This window comes from Bartonella sp. AC329YNZD, assembly GCF_042196685.1.
Lineage (GTDB): Bacteria > Pseudomonadota > Alphaproteobacteria > Rhizobiales > Rhizobiaceae > Bartonella.
Window position 1 is genome coordinate 94,927 of record NZ_JBHIQS010000006.1, and the last position, 21,036, is coordinate 115,962.

Here is a 21,036-nt window from a genome sequence, read left to right on the forward strand (position 1 = left end):
CATTGATTTATAATAATAATTCATTTCTATATGTTGAATGAAGGGATAGCTTCTCTTATTGTAAATCTGTATACGTTAAAATAACTAAAATCATTTTTTTGCACATCACAAGAGAGATTAACGTGTAAATAAAAACACTAAAAAAAAGCACTTTTTTAAGATTCTCACATACTGTAGCTTATCATCGGGTTTTGCATCAATTTATTTTTTTCAAATGATTTTTAAGGGGCTCTCAAAGGGTCTTCAAAGGCGGTTTTCTGGGATTTCACAGACTTTTTAAAAATCTTCAAAGGATTTTAAAAGATCTTTCAAAGCCTTTTATCATTTTTGCTCCAAAATTCCAAATTTCGTTATTTTTAGCTCTTTTTGGCAATTTCAAATGTCAAAATCCATTTTGACAAAATACGCATTTAATGCTAAATTTTATACATAAAATAGTAAATTATCACGTATTCCTAACTAATCCTACCTCTTCCCACTTACTGCGAAACTTACTGTCAAACTACACATACCAAAGACTCTGTTATAACATTGGAGGCTGAAAAAAGCATATGATGATACTGGCTTGCTCCTTCACAAGCATAAAGATGAGGGAGTTTAAATGAATGTTGGAATAGACTGAGAGATGTTTCTTTAAAAAAGCGCGTAAATGCGTAACTCTATTTGGGGCGCTCTATTCCACGTAATGAGTGTTCCTCTTATTAAAAAACAAGAGGAACCTTTTATTTTCATCTTTACGTCTTCCACCCAATTGAGCGGTCTCTTCGTTCGAGAAAACACCCAAACAAATCACAACCTTTCCCCAATACAGCAAACAAAATTCTCTAAATCCATAAATTAAAAGAAACTTGGTAGAAAGAATAAAGGCATAGCAGCTGAACTCTGTTAGGAATTTAAGCTGTAATCACTGATCACCACCCTATATCAGATAGAAGAATTTTCTCTTAGCAACTTACAATTGAAACCAGTATAATTTATACTATTCTACATCCGCAGCAATAATGGCTTTGGTAATTGAATCTGGGTCTGCAACAGGTTCACCACGTTTAATTTTATCAACATTTTCCATACCTTCAACAACCTGCCCCCATATGGAATATTGACGATCAAGCCACGGAGCATCTGCAAAACAAATAAAAAACTGAGAATTAGCAGAATTTGGATTCTGACTCCGTGCCATAGAAACTGTACCACGCTTATGAGAAAGATTTGAAAACTCTGCTGTTAAATTTGGTTTTTCTGCCCCCCCCATACCAGCACGTGATAAATTGAATTTTTCACCATCCTTCTTTCCAAATTGCACATCTCCAGTCTGCGCCATAAAGCCATCAATAACGCGATGAAAAATAACATTATCATAAGCACCTTCACGGACAAGTTCTTTGATACGTGCAACATGACAAGGCGCTAAATCAGCAAAAAGCTCAATAACAACTCTGCCCTTTGTTGTTTCAAGAATTAAAGTATTTTCCGGATTTTTATCCTCAATCATATGAAAAGCTCCTTTGCTTCATCTATCAACTTGTAAAGTAGCAGCATTAATAACATCTGGATTTTCTACAGATCCATTATTACTTGTGGTACCTTTTTTAATTTTATCAACAACATCCATCCCCTTTATTACTTCCCCAACAACCGTATACTGACCATTTAAAAAAGCAGCATCATCAAAACAAATGAAGAACTGAGAATTCGCGGAATCTGGATCTTGTGAACGTGCCATCCCAACAGTACCACGCTTAAATGGCTGCTTTGAAAACTCAGCCGGTATATTGGGATAATTTGATCCCCCCATACCAACGCGTTTCAGATCAAAATCTCTACTGCCTTTTTTTCCAAATTCTACATCACCAGTTTGCGCCATAAAGCCAGGAATTACACGATGAAACACAACATTATTATAGGCCCCCTCCTCTGTTAATCTTTTGATTTGCGCAACATGTTTTGGCGCCAAATCAGGACGCAGGCGAATAATGACATCACCATCTTTGAGAGATAAAACAAGAAGGCTTGAATCACTCGCTGGACTAGAATTACCAGCGACAGCGGACAATGAAAAAAAACAAAATACACATATCAAAACAGCAAAAATTCTACGAAACACACTTATTCTCCTCTAAAGACTGGAATTTCGAGCGCAAAGCTTGTGCAACATTGGGCGGCACAAATGGTGTCACATCACCTCCCATAGAGGCAATTTGACGTACCAATGTAGACGTTATCGCACGCCCAGAAACACTTGCGGGCAAAAAAACAGTTTGCAATTCAGGAGCCAGAATGCCATTCATCCCTGCCATTTGCATTTCATAATCAAGATCAGTACCATCACGTAATCCGCGAACGAGAAATGAAGCACCAACTTCACGAGCCTTGTCAATGAGAAGGTTATTAAATGAAAGAACCTGCAACCGATTAGAATCTGCACCGAAAAAGTCTTTCCCTACTTGGGTAATAAAACCAACACGCTCTTCAAAGCTAAAGAGTGCTTTTTTGTCACCCTGTATACCTATAGCGACGACCACCTTATTAGCTAACACAAAACACCCTTTTAAAACATCAAGATGACCGTTTGTAAGAGGATCAAACGAACCTGCGTAAAGAGCAATTTTCATGATTTTACTCCTTCCTCTTAAAAATTACTTTTCTTCGCTCATATCAATCGTATCAGAATGCTTCTCACCTTCATCATCCAATGAACTCGTATCATCTTCAGGCTCAGAAATACGTTCAACCGATACGACTCTTTCACCTTTGGCTGTATTAAAAATTGTGACTCCCTTAGTTGAGCGCCCAGCAGTACGAATTCCCTCAACAGGGACACGAATAAGCTGCCCCCCATCTGACACCAACATAATTTGGTCTTGCGCCTTCACCGGGAAAGCCGCTACTAATTTACCAATTTCAGCTGTTTTAGATGGATCTGTTGCACGAATCCCTTTTCCACCACGCCCCGAAATCCGGAACTCATAGGAAGAAGAACGTTTACCATAACCAAATTCACTCACTGTTAAAAGCATTTGTTCACGTGCATGAAGTTCTGCATAACGTTCATCTGTTAACTCTGTTTCAACACCCCCATCTTCATCATCCAGAATGACAATATCTTCAACATCAGCATCTGCACCAGCAGCACGCCGCTCATTCATGACACGTTTAATATAAGCAGAACGTTCAATGGACGTTGCCTCGACATGCTCTAAAATTGTCATTGAAATGACTTTATCGCCTTTAGCCAAATTGATACCACGAACTCCCACAGAATTACGCCCCGCAAAGACACGCACATCAACAACTGGAAAACGGATACACTGTCCATTCGCTGTTGTTAGAACGACATCGTGATGTTCTGTACAAGTTTCGACAGAAAGAATTTCATCTTCCTCATCAAGTTTCATTGCAATTTTACCATTACGGTTAACCTGAACAAAATCTGACAACTTATTACGACGCACAGTTCCACGTGTTGTCGCAAACATGACATCCAATGCGCTCCAGCTTGCTTCATCTTCAGGCAAAGGCATAATTGTCGTAATGCGTTCACCTTGTTGTAAGGGAAGCATATTGATCAAAGCCCGCCCACGTGATTGCGGTGTACCTAGCGGTAAACGCCAAACTTTCTCCTTATAAACAATCCCACGTGATGAAAAGAAAAGAACCGGAGTATGCGTATTGGCGACAAACAACCGTGTTACAAAATCCTCATCCTTCGTGGACATACCAGAACGCCCTTTACCACCACGACGTTGCGCACGATAGGTATTAAGAGGTACGCGCTTAATATAGCCACTATGGCTCACCGTTACGACCATATCCTCTGGCGCGATCAGATCTTCACTCTCCATCTCAGCGCTACCAAAACCAAATACGGTACGTCGCGGTGTTGCAAATTCCTCACGCAGAGCACTCAACTCGTCCTTAACAATACCCATAATGCGTACGCGCGATGCTAAGATATCAAGATAATCAGCAATATCCACACCAATTTTATTCAATTCATCAGCGATTTCATCACGTCCAAGGGCTGTCAATCGTTGCAAACGCAATTCTAAAATAGCACGTGCCTGTTCTTCAGAGAGATTATAAGTACCATCCTCGTGGATAATATGACGAGGATCATCAATAAGTTTAATCAAAGGCGCGACATCCATCGCTGGCCAGCGTCGTTCCATTAATTGTGTACGTGCTGTATGTGGATCAGGAGCTTTGCGAATAAGCGCTATAATTTCATCAATATTGGCAACTGCAAGGGCAAGACCAACCAAAACATGGGCCCGCTCACGCGCTTTACGCAAAAGATATTTTGTTCGCCGACTGACAACTTCTTCCCGAAAAGAAACAAATGCACGAAGCATATCAAGCAATGTCATTTGTTCGGGTTTTCCCCCATTCAACGCAACCATATTACAACCAAAGGAAGTTTGCAGCGGCGTATAACGATATAATTGGTTTAAAACAACTTCCGCAACAACATCTTTTTTCAACTCAATAACAACGCGATATCCATCACGATCCGATTCGTCACGTAAATCAGAGATTCCCTCAATGCGTTTATCGCGCACCAATTCGGCCATTTTCTCAATCATTGTGGCCTTATTAACTTGATAAGGGATCTCACTCACAATAATTGCCTGCCGACCACTACGAATTTCTTCAATATCAACTTTAGCACGCATAATAATTGAACCCCGCCCTGTTTCATAAGCTGAACGGACACCAGAGTGGCCAAGGATAATACCCCCTGTAGGAAAATCCGGACCAGGAATAATTTCAATTATTTTATCGAGTGTGATATCAGGATTATCAATCAAAGCAATACAACCATCAACGACTTCACCAAGATTATGGGGAGGAATATTGGTTGCCATTCCCACAGCAATTCCCCCTGACCCATTAACCAAAAGATTGGGAAAACGTGCTGGCAAGACAACCGGTTCACGCTCACGCCCATCGTAATTATCCTGAAAATCAACAGTATCTTTATCAATATCAGCTAAAAGTTCTTCTGAAACTTTTTCTAAACGACACTCAGTATAGCGCATAGCTGCAGGTGGATCACCATCAACGGAACCAAAATTCCCCTGACCATCAATCAATGGATTTCTCAAAGAGAAGTCCTGCGCCATACGCACCAAAGCATCATAAATTGAAGCATCACCATGAGGATGGAATTTTCCCATAACCTCACCAACAACACCAGCAGATTTACGATACGACTTATTGAAAGAAAGCCCCATCTCATTCATAGCATGAAGGATACGTCGATGAACAGGCTTAAGACCATCACGGACATCAGGGAGTGCACGCGAAACAATCACGCTCATCGCATAATCGAGATAGGAGCGTTGCATTTCATCAATAATACTGATTGGTTCAATACCGGTCAGCACATCACGTTCTGGGTGTGGAGTAAGATCGGTCACAATTTAAAAACTTTCAAAAAAGAATCATTTCACTTTATTTATATCGGTTTATATCGAAAAATACACAAAAATGCTAATTTCTCTCCCATAACAAAAAAGAAATTTAACAATATTTTTCAAGATGTTATTAATTTATATTTTAAATTACCAATAATAATTAACAACTTTCACTTTGCTAAACTTTAAAAATCTAAAACAAATAAACCATAAAGCAATCATAATACTGCAACTTTAAAGCCTCTTAAAAAGGAACATCATCATCTAATTTGTGTGAAAAACTTTCTCCTAATTGGTTATTATTTTGACCAAAAGTATTTCTTTGATTTGAACTACTATTAGCAAAGTCACCACTGTAACTCCCCCCTTGACTTGCTCCCTGCTCTCCACCCGCTGCTCCGCGCCCATCAAGCATTTGTAATTCACCACGGTATTTTTGCAAAACAACCTCTGTCGTATAACGGTCATTTCCATTTTGATCTTGCCATTTTCGTGTCTGTAACTGCCCCTCAATATAAATTTTGCTCCCCTTTTTTAAATATTGCTCTGCAACTTTGACAAGGTTTTCATTAAAAATAACAATACTATGCCATTCAGTACGTTCTTTTCGCTCATTTGTATTCCGATCACGCCAACTTTCTGAAGTAGCAATACGTAGATTTGCCACTTGATCACCAGAATTCAAACGGCGGATTTCAGGATCTGCCCCGAGATTACCAATCAAAATAACTTTATTAAGGCTACCAGCCATCGCATAAACTCCAAAATTTTAAATTGTACAATATTTGTTGTATAACAGTTACAACCATCTTGACCTTCAATTTATATGTCTACAATTGACCTCCAATATGGATATTGCTATCCTTTCCCAATATTGTATCCATTAATTATAACAAAAGATGATAAAAACGCATAGTTTATTCCACCACCAGAGAATAAAAAGCTGCTCATTTGTATTTTTCTTTTCACAAAACTTATTCCTTCTTTCTGCATTAAAGCAGTTAAACACATTGTAATTCTAAAAAAACAGTTTTATTCCATTTTAGATGCTCAATTTTTGTCACATATGCCAAGGATAAAATATGACACATCAAAAATATATCTCTATTCGCGGTGCACGTGAGCATAACCTTAAAAATATTGATCTCGATCTGCCTCGTGACAAACTCATTGTTATAACAGGACTTTCTGGATCAGGTAAATCATCTTTAGCTTTTGATACAATTTACGCTGAAGGACAACGTCGCTATGTCGAAAGCCTTTCGGCCTATGCACGCCAATTTCTGGAAGTCATGCAAAAACCCGATGTCGACCGCATAGACGGACTTTCTCCCGCCATCTCCATTGAACAAAAAACAACGAGCCGCAATCCCCGTTCAACAGTAGGCACCGTTACTGAAATCCACGATTACATGCGCCTTCTCTTTGCCCGTATTGGTATTCCTCATTCTCCTGCAACAGGACTTCCTATTGAAAGCCAAACGGTAAGCCAAATGGTGGATCAAATTATGTCCTTACCAGAAGGAACGCGAATTTTTATTATGGCCCCTTTGGTGCGAGGACGAAAGGGAGAATATAAAAAAGAGCTAACAGAACTTTTAAAAAGAGGATTTCAACGCGCTAAAGTTGATGGAAGATTCTATGAAATCGCTGATATTCCACCTCTTGATAAAAAATATAAACACGACATCGATGTCGTGGTAGACCGCATTGTTGTACAAAAGGATATCACCTCTCGTTTAGCTGATAGTATAGAAACCTGTTTACAGCTAGCAAATGGGCTTGCCATTGCTGAAATGGCAGACCAACCCTTAGCACAAAAAGAAACGACAAAGGAATCTGCTCATAAATCAAAAAATGATACACACAAACGGCTCATTTTTTCAGAAAAGTTTTCCTGCCCTGTATCGGGTTTTTCTATTCCTGAAATTGAACCACGCCTTTTTTCGTTCAATAATCCTTTTGGCGCCTGTCCTCTCTGCGATGGACTGGGCATAAAAAAAGCAATGGATCCACTGAAAATTGTGCCCAATAAAAATCTTACCCTCAAGAATGGCGCCATTGCCCCTTGGGCTAAATCAGATTCACTTTACTATAAACAAACCTTAGAAGCATTAGGAAAAGCTTACGGTTTCAAACTCACAGATCAATGGTGTGAACTCTCTAATGAAGCACAACAGGCTATTCTTTACGGTACAAAAAGAGATGAAATTTCTTTTATCTATAAAAATAATTCTGGTTCGCATAAAACGACCCAACCTTTTGAAGGAATCATCCCTAATATGGAGAGACGCTGGAAAGAAACCGATTCTGCTTGGTCTCGAGAAGAAATCGAACGTTATATGTCTTCTTCGCCCTGTCCGGCTTGTCACGGTTATCGTTTAAAACCAGAGGCACTTGCTGTAAAAATCAACGGAATGCATATTGGGCAAATATCAGATCTTTCCATCTCACAAGCAGATGATTGGTTTGCCAATGTTCATCAATATCTCACAGAAAAACAACGTAATATCGCCGTACGTATTTTAAAAGAAATTCGTGAACGTTTGGCTTTTTTAAATCATGTAGGATTGGAATATCTTACCTTGTCTCGAAATTCAGGAACGCTTTCAGGGGGAGAAAGCCAACGTATTCGATTAGCATCTCAAATTGGTTCTGGTCTTACAGGCGTTCTTTATATTTTAGATGAACCATCTATCGGTTTACACCAACGCGATAATGAACGCCTTTTGGAAATGCTGCAGCATTTGCGCAATCTTGGCAATACAGTTATTGTCGTTGAACATGATGAAGATGCTATTCTCACGGCAGACTATGTTGTCGATATGGGGCCGGCCGCGGGCGTTCATGGTGGAAAAATCGTAGCACAAGGAACACCGCAGGAAATTATAGAAAATTCAGCCTCTCTCACAGGCCAATACCTTTCAGGAAAAATGGCTGTTAGAATGCCAACAGAACGGCGTAAAATATCAAAATCGAAAACACTTAAAATCATCGGTGCCAAAGGCAATAACCTCAAAAATATCAATGCGAACATCCCTCTTGGAACCTTCACATGCATAACTGGTGTTTCTGGAGGAGGAAAGTCAACATTTCTTATTGAAACGCTTTTCAAAGCAGCATCACATCATATCATGGGCTCTCATCACAGCCCTGCCAGCTATGACAAAATTGAAGGACTAGAATTTCTTGATAAAGTCATTGATATCAACCAGTCCCCTATTGGACGCACCCCACGCTCTAATCCCGCAACCTATACAGGTGCTTTTACACCGATTCGTGAGTGGTTTGCCGATCTTCCAGAATCAAAAGCCCGCGGTTACAAAGCTGGGCGTTTTTCATTTAATGTTAAAGGAGGACGTTGCGAAACATGTCAAGGTGATGGAGTCATCAAAATTGAAATGCATTTTTTACCTGATGTCTATGTTACTTGCGATGTCTGTAAAGGAAAACGCTATAATCGAGAAACACTAGAAATAAAATTCAAAGGACAGTCTATAGCCGATATTTTGGATATGACAATTGAAAAGGCAGAAGAATTTTTCCAAGCTATTCCCGCTATTCATAATAAAATGGAAACTCTCATTAAAGTAGGATTGGGTTACATAAAAGTAGGACAGCAAGCAACCACACTTTCTGGTGGGGAAGCACAACGTGTAAAACTTGCGAAAGAACTTTCTCGTAAAACAACGGGACGTACACTCTATATTTTGGATGAACCGACAACAGGTTTACATTTTCATGATATTTCCAAACTTCTTGAAGTGCTTCACGAACTAGTCGAGCAAGGCAACACAGTCATCGTCATTGAACATAACCTTGATGTTATAAAAACAGCCGACTGGATTATTGATTTAGGACCAGAAGGTGGAGATCGCGGTGGAGAAATCGTTGCAATTGGACGCCCTGAAGACATTATTAAAATTCCCGCTTCCTATACAGGAAAATTTCTAAAAGATGTTTTACTGCGCCCATCCCTCTATAATTCCAATTCTTAAAAATGCTTCCCCTTAAAAATACAGCATACGAACAAAGCCTGTACTTTTATTGTTACCTGTAAACCAACACCTAATTCCAGTGGTGCAACATGTTGGAAGCAAAGACTAAAAACAATTTAGCGCTTTATAAGCTGTTTTATTTTAGTTTTTGTATTGTCAAATAGCGGCAAACATATTGCATAGCTCTATTGGGCGTAATCTCTGAAACGAGAAGACAACCTAATTTTGAAAGGATATGAAGTTTTAAGGGTATAAACCAGTTTCCATCTTTACCCTCCCCTTTTAATTCATCTTTACGATTTTCAAAAACATCTACAGCAATATTTTAAAAAGAATGAAGATTGCGCATTGCTTCACGCTTTTGTTTATCGCATTCTTTAATGAGATCTCGCTCCTCACGAAAAACAAAACGCCCCAAATAGAATATATTTGCGTTGCCAATTCACACGCTTGTTTTTAAAAATATTTTTCAACACTCCCAAATCCAGTTCACGACATCACCTGAGAATGGTAAATTAATTATTATACACCACTATCTTTGTGCTTTTAAGCAAGTGCAAACTAACACCTTCATTTCCAATATTTGCGCTCTCCCCTAATCTCTAATATTGTAATAACCTTTGGTTATCGAGAGCTTTCATAAAAAGCATTTATATTCCTTTTTCAAATGTTTTTATCCACACACTCATATCTCTTGATATACAAGGATATAACTTTGATGAGACGATCTAAAATGAGAAAATCTTACGCTATTAGAATTCCTCATGCCATATAGAAAACGTCTAATTATCCTTATAAGTCAATGCATTATCCCCCAAAAAGGAAGCAAACTCTCTTAATGATATTATTTTGATTCGCTTATAAGGATTATAAGTTTTTTCCAAAACAATAATATTTCACTTTAATTTTACAAAAGAAGCGCCTCTCCAAGAATATATAGTATCATCATTTCCGACTTTTTGTGCACAAAGTATCTGTTGGACATCTTACAGTTGTCAATATAATGTGATGCAGTCTAAAAAGACAAAATAACGTTGGAGATAATTTCAGCATGAAAAAAATTGAAGCCATTATAAAACCTTTCAAACTTGATGAAGTGAAAGAAGCGCTTCAAAAAATTGGGTTACATGGTATTACAGTAACAGAAGCGAAAGGTTTTGGTCGTCAAAGGGAACATACAGAACTTTATCGTGGGACGAAATATGTTGTTGACTTTCTCCCTAAAGTAAAAATTGAAATTGTCGTGTCCGATGACAAACTGGAACAAACTGTTGATGCAATACGTAAAGCAGCCCAAACTAAACATATAGGAGATGGAAAAATATTTGTCTTTTCCATTGATGATGCCATTCGTATAGGGACTGACGAAACTGGGATCGATGCCCTTTAATAGATAACGAAAAAATTAGTCTTTTTATCCACCTCAACGCCACATTAAGGAAATTGAATATGACAACCGCATCAGATATTATCAAACAGATTGCAGACAACGAAATCCGTTTTGTTGATTTACGTTTTACTGATCCACGAGGAAAATTGCATCACATCACAATGGATATCGCAGAAATCAGCGAGGATACTTTTAGTGATGGTGTTATGTTTGATGGCTCTTCAATTGCTGGTTGGAAAACAATTAATGAATCTGACATGGTTTTAATGCCAGATCCAGCAACAGCACATATTGATCCTTTTTTTGCTCAATCTACTTTGGTCATATTTTGTGACGTACTTGACCCTGTCTCTGGTGAATTTTATCGTAGAGATCCTCGTTCTATCGCCAAAAGGGCTGAGGTTTATATGAAATCTTTAAACATTGGAGATACAATCAATGTGGGTCCAGAAGCAGAGTTTTTTATCTTTGATGATGTGCGCTATAAAACGGACCCTTACAACACAGGGTTTAAACTCGATTCAAGTGAACTTCCCTCCAATGATGATACGGAATATGAAACAGGAAATCTAGGGCATCGCCCACGTATAAAGGGAGGCTACCTTCCTGTTCCGCCAATTGATTCTTGCCAAGATATGCGTTCTGAAATGCTCACAGCACTCAAAGATATGGGTGTACAGGTCGAAAAACACCATCACGAAGTAGCAGCGGGCCAACATGAATTGGGTATTCGTTTTGATACACTTGTTCGCGAGGCTGACAAGATGCAAATTTTTAAATATGTTGTACATCAAATAGCAAACAGTTATGGGAAAACAGCAACCTTCATGCCAAAACCAGTTTTTGGTGATAACGGCTCTGGAATGCATGTCCACATTTCCATTTGGAAAGATGGCAAACCCATTTTTGCAGGAAATGAATATGCTGGACTATCAGAAACCTGTCTGTTTTTTATCGGTGGTGTTATTAAGCACGCAAAAGCAATAAATGCTTTTACCAACCCATCCACAAACTCCTATAAACGTTTGGTTCCTGGTTATGAAGCTCCTGTTCTTCTTGCCTATTCAGCACGTAATCGTTCTGCATCTTGCCGTATTCCAATGAGCTCCTCACCAAATTCAAAACGCGTAGAAGTTCGTTTTCCAGACCCAACAGCAAATCCCTATTTGGCATTTGCAGCCCTTTTAATGGCTGGTCTTGACGGTATCAAAAACAAAATTCATCCCGGACATGCTATGGATAAAGATCTTTATGATCTTCCCTTAAAGGAACTTAAAGAAATCCCTACTGTTTCAGGAAGCCTGCGTGAAGCGCTTGAAGCACTTGACAAAGATCGTGGCTTTCTTAAAGCTGGCGACGTTTTTGATGATGATCAGATTAATTCCTTCATTCAAGTAAAGATGCAAGAAGTCTTGCGTTACGAAACAACACCCCATCCTGTTGAATTTGATATGTACTATTCTGTTTAAACAATTAATACGCATTCTTTTGATTTTAAAAATGGAGGCAAAAGCCTCCATTTTTGTGGATATTCGTCTCATGCAAAAGCGCAAGAGGCTTTTTGCTCATCCGCTTTTCCTTTATAATGTGTTGAATCTCTTCAAATGAATTAACAAAGGTTTCTAATGCCGCGAATTTGTTTTCTCGTTCCCGTTCTTTTATGCATTGTCTTTATCACATCAACAACTAAAGCACATACAATAACCAACCAAAAGCTTACAACTCTTGAGAAAGCAACATCTGCTTATAGTAAAGCACTTAAAAATGCCGATGCAAATGCCATCTTAAATGCTATTCCTCCCCAAATCATCAACCGCTTAACCGCCAAAAAAAATCTTAATCAATCACAATTTCTACAAATTATGAAAAGCCAAATAGAACGGTTGGCAGAAAGTTACAAGATTGAAACAATCAACATTGATCAAAAACAAAAACGTGAAGGGACACTTGATAATGGCATTCCTTATTTTGTTATACCCGTGGAGCTTGTAACCGCAACAAATGCTGGAAAAAAATGCTCTATTCAAACTGAAATTATTGCCCTCCTTCACGATAATGAATGGTATTTTATCCGTGGTAATGACGAAGCAATCTTAAACATAACCAATGAAATATTTCCTGGACTTGAAAAAGTAAAAATCAATCCTCTCAAAATCACAAAAATAATGTAACAGCAAAAACAACACATTGATTTATAAATGAATTAGAAAGCTAAATATCGTAAGATTCTCTCATTTCAAATCTGTGTATATTGAATCAATAAAGACCATTTCCTTGCGCGTCAAAAACGGGGCTAGCATATGAGTAAAAACTGTACAAGAAAGAACTAAAAATGCCTCTTATGAACCCTTCTCAAATACCAAGGACTGTTCGCAACACCTACGAGCTGGTAAAGTGTATGATGGTACTAGCTTGCTTCTTCACAAGCGTAAAGATGGTGGTGTTCAATGGCTTTATCGTTATACCATTCATGGTTGTCACCGTGAAATGGGCTTGGGTACTCTTTGAGAGATGTTTCTTTAAAAAGCCCAAGGAAATAAAGAAATCTTATAAACATACTGTAGCAATTGTAACCGCAGCATTAAATTCAACTTTTTTATGAGCACGGCGTGCTATTGTTTCTTTATCCGTTCCCCATTGTTCCATCATCCAATCTTCATCTAAATGGGCAATAGACCATGCATGATCAGCATCAATCTTTCCCGCAGCAACAGCAAGAGCAATGAGAGCAGACCCTGTTAAGGTCGTCATCAGATGAAGTGCAGCAAGCATATAAGGAGATTCAACTCTACGTAAATAATTACTGACTGCTTGAAGCGTTTCTGGTGATTGTTCCACATGCATTAGCCCTTCTGTCAAATAAAATCGCGCCCCCAATTTTTCTTCTGCCCAATCTAATAAAGGATCCCATTGTTCAGATTGTTTTTGCACCAACTCTTTAGGTGTCTGCGCACGATAAAAGATCATATCACATGCAACGAAACGCAATAAATCTTCAAACACAGCCTGCATATCATCAGCGATACCATCAATAACAGTATTAACCAAACGCGTCATCGGCATTTTTACCGGATCAACAACGTGCTGTTGACTCTCAAATTCTTGAGCAACGAATTCAGCAAATACTTGTGTTGGCACATGAAAATGACGCCTTGCGGGCGTTTTAACAGAACGTTCATCTAATAAGATAGTAAAACCTCTTTCCTCACAAGCAATTTTCACTTGTTTATAAAATCGTTTTGGGTGTGATTGGCATGAAAGATTTTGAGTCTGTTGAACAGAAATCTTTTTATTCAATGGCATATCAAAATGATCCAAAATCTCACGCATATTGTTTACCTCTGATCTTTTTAAGAAAGAGACTATTTTTTCTAAGTTTTATATATTTTAATAAGATTTAATCCACCCTTCCCACACCTCAAAGAAGGAAAAAGATTCTTGCCAACCTCACTCTAATTTAAGAATCATATTTCATCTTTCTTTCACAAACAAGCCAATGGTGATACCTTTTCCTATATTCAATACAGTTACAACTGTAGAATATTTTTTAAAAATATTATTTTAATTAAAAAGTTAAATATATTGAATGAGATGGTAAAAGCAATCGTGTTTTAACACTCTGTTCGTTATCCACCTACAACTCGATACGAACAGCTAAAAAATACTTTTTGCAAAATTTTAAAGTAGAAAAAAGCTTATTATCCCCAAAAGAACAGTGTGCTTTACACATCATCAACCTTTGCTTCACCATTCCAATAATTCTCTAACATATCCAATAAACACCCCCTGCATAGAATCTTTTCTCCCTAATAACTCCCCTAAATAACGATATTTTATGGCAATAGGGCAATGACAAAACAAAATTATAATCGTAAATTTTCTTTTACCTATACATATGTTTTCTAAAGCACTAAATTATTTAACTTATTTTTCTTAATATACTTCACATACTGCACTAGCTTAAATTTAATTGTATAATTATAGAGTGTAGAGGTCGTGAAACCTGAAAATAATACTTTAATACACTTGGCCCTGCAGAAACTAACTGTGCAGCTGTGGCTTAATAGTGGCTTGACAATCATAATCAAAATATTTTTTCCTCTGATTCAGAATCGCGTATTATCTTATACGCAACTCTTGAAGAAGCCTTTGATGAACTCGCTCAGAAAAAGGATGGTTATCTCCTAAGCTGTGCGGCTTACCCCGACTTGCATACATTTATATTCACCCGTTTAGGTGACATGCAATTATTTAATAGCTTTTCATGCCTACCCATTCTATGATTTTAGCTAAACACAATAAGGCTGATGAAATTAAAATCGTAGCGACTCGTCCTACTCCGCAATCTCTGGTAGCTCATCAATATGACAAAGTATTTGCCAACAGCAATGCTGATGCAGCCGTTCTTTGTAAGGCTGAAAAAGCCGATGCTAGTATCACAACATCGGTTGCAGCAAACCGTTATAAGCTGAATATTATGAAAAATTTTGGACAAGTGCCAATGGCTTTCTTGCTCCATTCGCTAAAGTCAGCTCATTATAAAACAATCTGAAGCTCCTCTTTCTATTGTTAACTTGGTTGACAAATTCCGTATGCGTCAAGAACGAGATGGGAGCATTAAGGAACCAACTTCGGCAGATAGTAATATGATTAATGAATTGATCACTCTACTCAATCATCATGCAGATATAATTGACGGATTATCTCCGGAACTTTTGGTGACCACTTCTGATGATCTTCATCAGTGAATGCTCAGCGGTTTAACTACCCCTCCTAAACTTGATAACACCTTGACTGCTTTCAAAGCGCCATTACCAGATGCTCCCCTATTTTTCTTGGCTCCAATGCGTGCAACAAATGGTCCCGATCCAGAAGGATTCCGACTGGAATTAGACAGGATATCGTCATGAAACGGACTATCTTGCCGACGCCTCAAAATATACAAAGGATTATGTATCACCTTTTCAATGTATAAAAATGGGAAGAGCATCAAAAGGTTTTTTAGAAGGCAATTACATTGTTTTATTCCCAAAATCTGTGCAACTGCTAAAAAAATTGACAAACAAGCATTTGCTTTGTCTGACCAGTTGATCTCAACACGCTTGATTGCCTCATTGTCTGAAAAGCGAAACCGCTTCTCAACGGGGGCATTCTCTCGCAACGGGTTCCATGTCACCCATAATTCTGCCCGCCATCCCTCTCCTTCTTCTCGCAAAGTCGGTATAAGCGTTTGCCAAGCTGTCTCTGTAACCGGCTCTGCTTCATCAACCCAACAGAGCAAAATACGACCCATCGATTTGATACTGGCTATATTCCGGTCCAGACCAGAAAACTGAAAGGCTATACGACCATCTATCGACTTAATCGACGACTCCCCAACCTTGTAATAGTCCCTTAAAAAATCATGGGCTTCAATGGCGCGCTTAATCTCCTCCAATGAACTCTCTGCTAGCGAATTCTGAAACTGACGTGCACAAAGTATAGTGCCTGATATCCCTCCCATACCAAATTGATAGCCTTTTAAAGCAGCCATCAAGGCAAATGATCTTGTCTTTCCAGACCCTCTTCCTCCCCAAGCAGCACGCACCAAAGCCTTACCTGTAAAAATCGGTATAAGCTTTGGAACAATATTAATCTGTCGTGTCGTCATTGACCAAAGGCGCGATTTCTACACGCGTTATCATCTTAATGGCGCCCCCATCTTCCCCTGTCACTTGAAGAGGCAAAATCTTTCCCAACAATGACAGATAAGCAGCGGGGCATTTGATTGCCTGTTTTTCTAGATAAGAGATCAAACCATCATCACCATATTTCTTACCAGCGCGCTCAGCTGCCTTAAGCACTGCTTCTTTCAAAATACGTGTCGTTTTATTTGGCACACCTTTTACTCGCCCTTGACCTGCCTTTGGGGGCGTTTTTTTTGCAAGTTTTTCAGTGGTTTTCATGTGTGTTTCTTTTTGTAAACAAGACAATAAAAAAAACCCGCAAAAGCAGGGCTCTGAACAATCATATAAACTTATAAGAAAGGTTATACCTTTACCGTAATTCTAGACACAATTCGACTAGTACAGCAACGCCATAAAACACTATTTTTCATATCCTGTCAACAAAAAAATCACGATATTGTATATTTTTTATTTTTTTACCTAAATCTAGTGTCTTTAACAACCAACCACTCACAATTGTATCATCTAAACGAATCAATTATATGACTAGAAACTAATAAAAAGCGGGGGAGAACAATGCGTGATATTGTCATAGTAATAGTGGGTATACTCATCCTATGGACTATAGTCTCTGACATGCGGGAAGAAGCAGAGAATGGTCGGAATACAGAATTTCAAGGTACTCTTTTATTTGGTATCTTGAATTTTCAAGAAACTCTTTATTAGTAGTAGCAATTTTGTTGTTTGCTTGGAGAAATTACCTAGGAATAATAGCAAATTTTGAACATGATCGCTTAGTCGAATACTCTCAGATGGCGTTTGATTATGAGAATGAAAAAATTAATAAAGCGATTATACAACGAAACGAAGCAGTTAAGGAAAACAGTAGGATGGTCGATAGACACTACAAAGCGATTAAGGAACAAGAGAAAATAATTGAGGAATTATACGAAAAGCTTTGGCAACAACAGAAACAGATAATGATAATGGAAAAACAGAATGAATCTGGTTGAGAAAAAAATCAATTAAAAATTCAATACTATGATTAATGATTAATAAAAAGGGGGAGAAAATGTGGTTTATTATAGGAATTGTAATCCTTATCTTAATAATCCCAATATTAATTGATATTATTATATTAGTAATTTACGGCATTGGATTATTTCTAGGGGGCATACTTGAAACTCTAAAAGAGTTCCTAGATTTAGTAGGAAAAATACTATTAACAATAATACTGCCAACGTTAGAAACTATCGATTATGCTTTTACAAAGGATAAAAGCAAATGGAACGAAATAATTGAAAAACGAGAAAGATTTAGAGAACATAAAGCGATTAAGAAAAAAAAACGGAGAAAAAACAATAAATTATTACTTTCGTTTTGCTAAACGTGGCTTATTTCTACTCTTGCGCCTAGTGGGGCTCTCCTATTTCACAGCAGTGGTTACCTTTATAATTATGTTTTCTACAGGGTACATCATTGCTACGTTTTTCCCCCGCTCTTTTGCCCCTTATTTGTTAGGGACAATTATTTTAATGCTTACTCTTCCCCTTACAGTCTGTATGGCACCAATCCAATATAGAATACAATCGCTACCAGTTTCATTTTTACTACAAATGTTAATTCTTTTTATTGAGTTTCACGAAAACCTCTCTATGGGTATTGTATTCTATATCGCATTCTTTGAGCTATTCGTATATATATTATTTAGCTTTTCTCACGCAGTATTTATAGCCGAACTATCAGAAGAGCAATCAACTGCCTTTGAAACATTATAATAAACATTTACCATTTAGTTTTTCTGTCAAAATATTTATGAAGCGCGTTAAGAGCGACCCGCAATGAATTCACAAGATGTGGTAATGTTTGGTCTTCGACAACAATATATTGTATTGCTGCATAAAGATTATACTGTCTATAGAGATGTTGTGTTTCTTTTATCGCCTCTTGCATATTAGAAAACTGTCCTGTTGCAAATTCGACCCATTTTTCTCTTGCTTTGTCATCAGAAGATGATGGTATTTCGTCATAAACAGCGCTTGGTAAACCTTTTGCACACAAATAGTCATTTTTCACTTCAAGATATTTTTGCGCAGCATCATACTGATCTTGAGTAAGCACACCTTGCAAACATAGCCGCCCAACATAAGACCCAGCAAGCGGATTTTTAGCCTCTTCAATCGTCAAACCAAAGCGTTTAGCACGCATTTCAATTGCCAATTGATTAACAGGATCTTGACGTACTTTCATTTGTGAAATATAAGCATCTTTCTTTTTCATACATCCCCTAATCTGTGGGAGCCCACATGTTTCTCTTTGCTCTATTTTTTAATCAAAATGGCATGCTATCATTAAGAGATGCGCTATAATCTTTAGCACCTGAAGCGATAGCATAATTTTGAGAAGTAACGGAAGAAGAGGTAGACTGCTCTTTCTTTGCATCAAGCAAATACAACTCGCCTTTGAATTGCGGTAAAACAATCTCTGTTGTGTAACGGTCAATACCATTTTTATCTTGCCATTTGCGTGTTTGTAATTTTCCTTCTACGTAAACTTTTGAACCTTTGTTGAGATATTGAAGTGCAATTTTTGCCAAATATGGATTAAAAACCACAATGGAGTGCCATTCCGTTTTCTCTACTTTTTGATGAGTATTTTTATCCGTATAGCTTTCAGAAGTTGCCATACGAAAATTGACTACTTCTGTTCCAGAATTCATTGTTTTGCTTTCGGGATCATTCCCTAAATAGCCAATTAACATCACTTTATTTAGCATGTTTTTTCTTACCTTAAACTTGTATTTAAATACATAGAAAATCTTAGCATGCTTTGCTTATTTTTTCAATTATTTCAAAATGATATTATTGTTTTTTAACATATAAAATTATGTTTTTTATCTTTTGATAAACATAAAGCCACATCACGCAAATGACATGGCTTTCTTTTTTCTATTTTAAAGCAGGCGCCCCCGCCGCACCACTGCTTTTTTACGCAATTTGATCTAAAATCGTTTCATTTCCATTGATTATGATATTGTCACAAATGCTAGCATTGACCACAAACTTTGGCATTGCCATAAACTTCAGCATACATATCAACGCTAGCATTGCCAAATACATGCGCATTCCCATAAACCTTGCCTCTAACATCTGCTTTTCCATAGACCTTAGCATTATCAAAAATATGAGTGGTGCGTAGAGTTTGTGCTTCACCAAAAACCTCTGCATTGCCATAAACATGACCATCTATCCAAACCTTACCGTGAATTTTTGCATTATCGTAAACACGGGCGTCACCATAGACCCAAGCATCACCAAAGATTTGTGCATTACCGTAAACACGCGCCCTTTGACAAACACGGGCGTTATCTCTAACCCAGCAATCACCATCATGCGAAAGGTGCATACTGCTTTCTATAAATCCACCTAGGTCACCTGCTTTTACGTCTCCAAAATCTCTAATGGCTCTAATAAGACGCAATGTGTGTAAACCAGCAACAATTGTCTCACCTGTAAATTCATATTTTTTCATTGGAATTTTTCCTTAACGTAATGGAGTTTTCAATTGACACCCTATAAGGGCGCCGGGCGTTGAAAACACGGCGTTAAGTCCGTCGCTATGCTTTCCCCTAAAAAGAGTATTATATAGCACAGCACACCCGACATAAATCATTATACGCTTTAATAAGCATAAAAGACAATCAGTATTTAAAGGCATGGGAAAGGCTGTTTCGTAACCTATCCGCTTAACGCTAAGTGTTTTCAGCACTTGATACTTTTCTAACAGCATGCCTTTCGAATGTCAACATGCCTTTGCAATTTTTTCTTTTTTATACTTACCTAATTGAATATAACGCGCTTTTTCTAGCTTGCTGTCTATAATGTCATAAAAATGAAGTCTCTGTAAAAAGTATAAAATCTGAATTTTACTATGATTTTTTAACTGAGCACTGTAGTGTGTAAATAGATATGTTTATTAAACTGCGTGTATATAACATAAGAAACAATATACAAAATAAAAAGGAATACCAAAGAGCAATATCTGAGTACCAAAGTACAGTATCCAATGAAAAAGGAAGTTTGTGTTCCACATACCTAGAAATGACAGGCAAAAAAACCGTTTCTTTATAACTATTTGGAAAAATTAAAACGACAAGCGCTAAAATTATTATATTTAAAAGTCTGTGCATATACTGTTGTAAATCACGTGTTAGTTTCACCCAACCCGTTGTATCATCATCTTTATATTTTGGATTATTTTGCAATTCAAAAGGAATATGAGAATTGCATAAAATTACAAAAATATTTGTTATTATTATCAAACCAAAAGATGCAAATATCAAAATACTTTGGATAAAGTAGGGATTTTTTTTAATTCCTAAAAAACATAAAAATATAAAAGTTATAATGCCAAACAAGGCTCTTATTTGCTTATCTGTAAACATGTTCATTTCCTGCGACTTTTGATAATTTTTTGATCTCTCTGTTAATCTCGTCTATAAGAGGTTCGTAATTGAGAACGCTTTTCGGAATATTCCCACCGTAAACCCATGCTTTTACTTGCGC

At 37.6% G+C, this 21,036-nt stretch carries 20 protein-coding genes and 1 pseudogene; 9 read left to right on the plus strand and 12 right to left on the minus strand.

The window, feature by feature from the left end; translation table 11 throughout:
* Positions 1-979: 979 nt before the first annotated feature.
* From ACFIMW_RS04740 to ssb (ACFIMW_RS04760), 5 genes are all read right to left on the minus strand, one after another.
* Complete coding sequence (locus ACFIMW_RS04740; protein WP_375606665.1) at positions 980-1,492, minus strand: peptidylprolyl isomerase; 513 nt, start codon at positions 1,490-1,492, stop codon at positions 980-982.
* Positions 1,493-1,510: 18 nt separating this feature from the next.
* Complete coding sequence (locus tag ACFIMW_RS04745; protein ID WP_375608383.1) at positions 1,511-2,104, minus strand: peptidylprolyl isomerase; 594 nt, start codon at positions 2,102-2,104, stop codon at positions 1,511-1,513.
* Positions 2,094-2,612, minus strand: coding sequence for a pantetheine-phosphate adenylyltransferase (gene coaD, locus ACFIMW_RS04750; protein ID WP_375606667.1), 519 nt, complete (start codon positions 2,610-2,612; stop codon positions 2,094-2,096). The genes ACFIMW_RS04745 and coaD overlap by 11 nt, the downstream gene beginning before the upstream one ends.
* 24 nt (positions 2,613-2,636) lie before the next feature.
* A complete protein-coding gene (gene gyrA, locus ACFIMW_RS04755) occupies positions 2,637-5,420 on the minus strand; it encodes a DNA gyrase subunit A (protein WP_375608384.1) in 2,784 nt (927 codons plus the stop codon).
* Positions 5,421-5,661: 241 nt separating this feature from the next.
* Positions 5,662-6,168, minus strand: a complete 507-nt coding sequence (gene ssb, locus ACFIMW_RS04760; protein WP_375606669.1) for a single-stranded DNA-binding protein — start codon at positions 6,166-6,168, stop codon at positions 5,662-5,664.
* A gap of 331 nt (positions 6,169-6,499) precedes the next feature.
* On the opposite strand from ssb (ACFIMW_RS04760), the gene uvrA reads away from it, so the two are divergent.
* From uvrA to ACFIMW_RS04780, 4 genes are all read left to right on the plus strand, one after another.
* On the plus strand, positions 6,500-9,415 hold the full coding sequence (gene uvrA, locus ACFIMW_RS04765) for an excinuclease ABC subunit UvrA (RefSeq protein ID WP_375608385.1): 2,916 nt from the start codon (positions 6,500-6,502) through the stop codon (positions 9,413-9,415).
* 1,051 nt (positions 9,416-10,466) lie between these two features.
* Complete coding sequence (locus ACFIMW_RS04770) at positions 10,467-10,805, plus strand: P-II family nitrogen regulator (protein ID WP_375606671.1); 339 nt, start codon at positions 10,467-10,469, stop codon at positions 10,803-10,805.
* Between the two features lie 59 nt (positions 10,806-10,864).
* On the plus strand, positions 10,865-12,274 hold the full coding sequence (gene glnA / locus ACFIMW_RS04775; RefSeq protein WP_375606672.1) for a type I glutamate--ammonia ligase: 1,410 nt from the start codon (positions 10,865-10,867) through the stop codon (positions 12,272-12,274).
* A gap of 156 nt (positions 12,275-12,430) precedes the next feature.
* Positions 12,431-12,976, plus strand: a complete 546-nt coding sequence (locus ACFIMW_RS04780; protein ID WP_375606673.1) for a hypothetical protein — start codon at positions 12,431-12,433, stop codon at positions 12,974-12,976.
* 376 nt (positions 12,977-13,352) lie between these two features.
* Here the strand turns inward: ACFIMW_RS04780 and ACFIMW_RS04785 are convergent, their stop codons facing one another.
* On the minus strand, positions 13,353-14,135 hold the full coding sequence (locus tag ACFIMW_RS04785) for an ATP12 family chaperone protein (protein ID WP_375608386.1): 783 nt from the start codon (positions 14,133-14,135) through the stop codon (positions 13,353-13,355).
* A 934-nt stretch (positions 14,136-15,069) separates the two neighbouring features.
* On the opposite strand from ACFIMW_RS04785, the gene ACFIMW_RS04790 reads away from it, so the two are divergent.
* Positions 15,070-15,357, plus strand: a complete 288-nt coding sequence (locus ACFIMW_RS04790) for a hypothetical protein (protein ID WP_375608387.1) — start codon at positions 15,070-15,072, stop codon at positions 15,355-15,357.
* 40 nt (positions 15,358-15,397) lie between these two features.
* Positions 15,398-15,553: a hypothetical protein gene (locus ACFIMW_RS04795; RefSeq protein WP_375608388.1), complete on the plus strand. Its 156-nt coding sequence runs from the start codon at positions 15,398-15,400 to the stop codon at positions 15,551-15,553.
* Between the two features lie 329 nt (positions 15,554-15,882).
* Here ACFIMW_RS04795 and ACFIMW_RS04800 read toward each other — a convergent pair.
* Together ACFIMW_RS04800 and ACFIMW_RS04805 are read right to left on the minus strand one after the other, a co-directional pair.
* Positions 15,883-16,455: pseudogene (locus ACFIMW_RS04800) on the minus strand (phage terminase large subunit); the annotation flags it as partial.
* On the minus strand, positions 16,436-16,750 hold the full coding sequence (locus tag ACFIMW_RS04805) for a hypothetical protein (RefSeq protein WP_375607311.1): 315 nt from the start codon (positions 16,748-16,750) through the stop codon (positions 16,436-16,438). The pseudogene ACFIMW_RS04800 and the gene ACFIMW_RS04805, both read right to left, overlap by 20 nt.
* 297 nt (positions 16,751-17,047) lie before the next feature.
* Between ACFIMW_RS04805 and ACFIMW_RS04810 the strand changes: the two genes are divergently transcribed.
* The 3 genes from ACFIMW_RS04810 to ACFIMW_RS04820 all read left to right on the plus strand — a co-directional run bounded on the left by ACFIMW_RS04810 (position 17,048) and on the right by ACFIMW_RS04820 (position 18,249).
* Complete coding sequence (locus ACFIMW_RS04810; RefSeq protein ID WP_375608389.1) at positions 17,048-17,197, plus strand: hypothetical protein; 150 nt, start codon at positions 17,048-17,050, stop codon at positions 17,195-17,197.
* Between the two features lie 11 nt (positions 17,198-17,208).
* The gene (locus tag ACFIMW_RS04815) at positions 17,209-17,484 is read left to right on the plus strand and encodes a hypothetical protein (RefSeq protein WP_375608390.1); all 276 of its coding nucleotides are present in this window, start codon (positions 17,209-17,211) and stop codon (positions 17,482-17,484) included.
* Positions 17,485-17,769: 285 nt separating this feature from the next.
* Positions 17,770-18,249, plus strand: a complete 480-nt coding sequence (locus tag ACFIMW_RS04820; protein ID WP_375608391.1) for a hypothetical protein — start codon at positions 17,770-17,772, stop codon at positions 18,247-18,249.
* 7 nt (positions 18,250-18,256) lie between these two features.
* Here ACFIMW_RS04820 and ACFIMW_RS04825 read toward each other — a convergent pair whose 3' ends face one another.
* The 4 genes from ACFIMW_RS04825 to ACFIMW_RS04840 form a co-directional block, all read right to left on the minus strand.
* Positions 18,257-18,751, minus strand: a complete 495-nt coding sequence (locus ACFIMW_RS04825; protein ID WP_375608392.1) for a hypothetical protein — start codon at positions 18,749-18,751, stop codon at positions 18,257-18,259.
* A 52-nt stretch (positions 18,752-18,803) separates the two neighbouring features.
* Complete coding sequence (gene ssb, locus ACFIMW_RS04830; protein ID WP_375608393.1) at positions 18,804-19,247, minus strand: single-stranded DNA-binding protein; 444 nt, start codon at positions 19,245-19,247, stop codon at positions 18,804-18,806.
* A 269-nt stretch (positions 19,248-19,516) separates the two neighbouring features.
* A complete protein-coding gene (locus ACFIMW_RS04835) occupies positions 19,517-20,002 on the minus strand; it encodes a hypothetical protein (RefSeq protein WP_375608394.1) in 486 nt (161 codons plus the stop codon).
* 397 nt (positions 20,003-20,399) lie between these two features.
* A complete protein-coding gene (locus ACFIMW_RS04840; protein WP_375608395.1) occupies positions 20,400-20,915 on the minus strand; it encodes a hypothetical protein in 516 nt (171 codons plus the stop codon).
* Between the last annotated feature and the right edge of the window lie 121 nt (positions 20,916-21,036).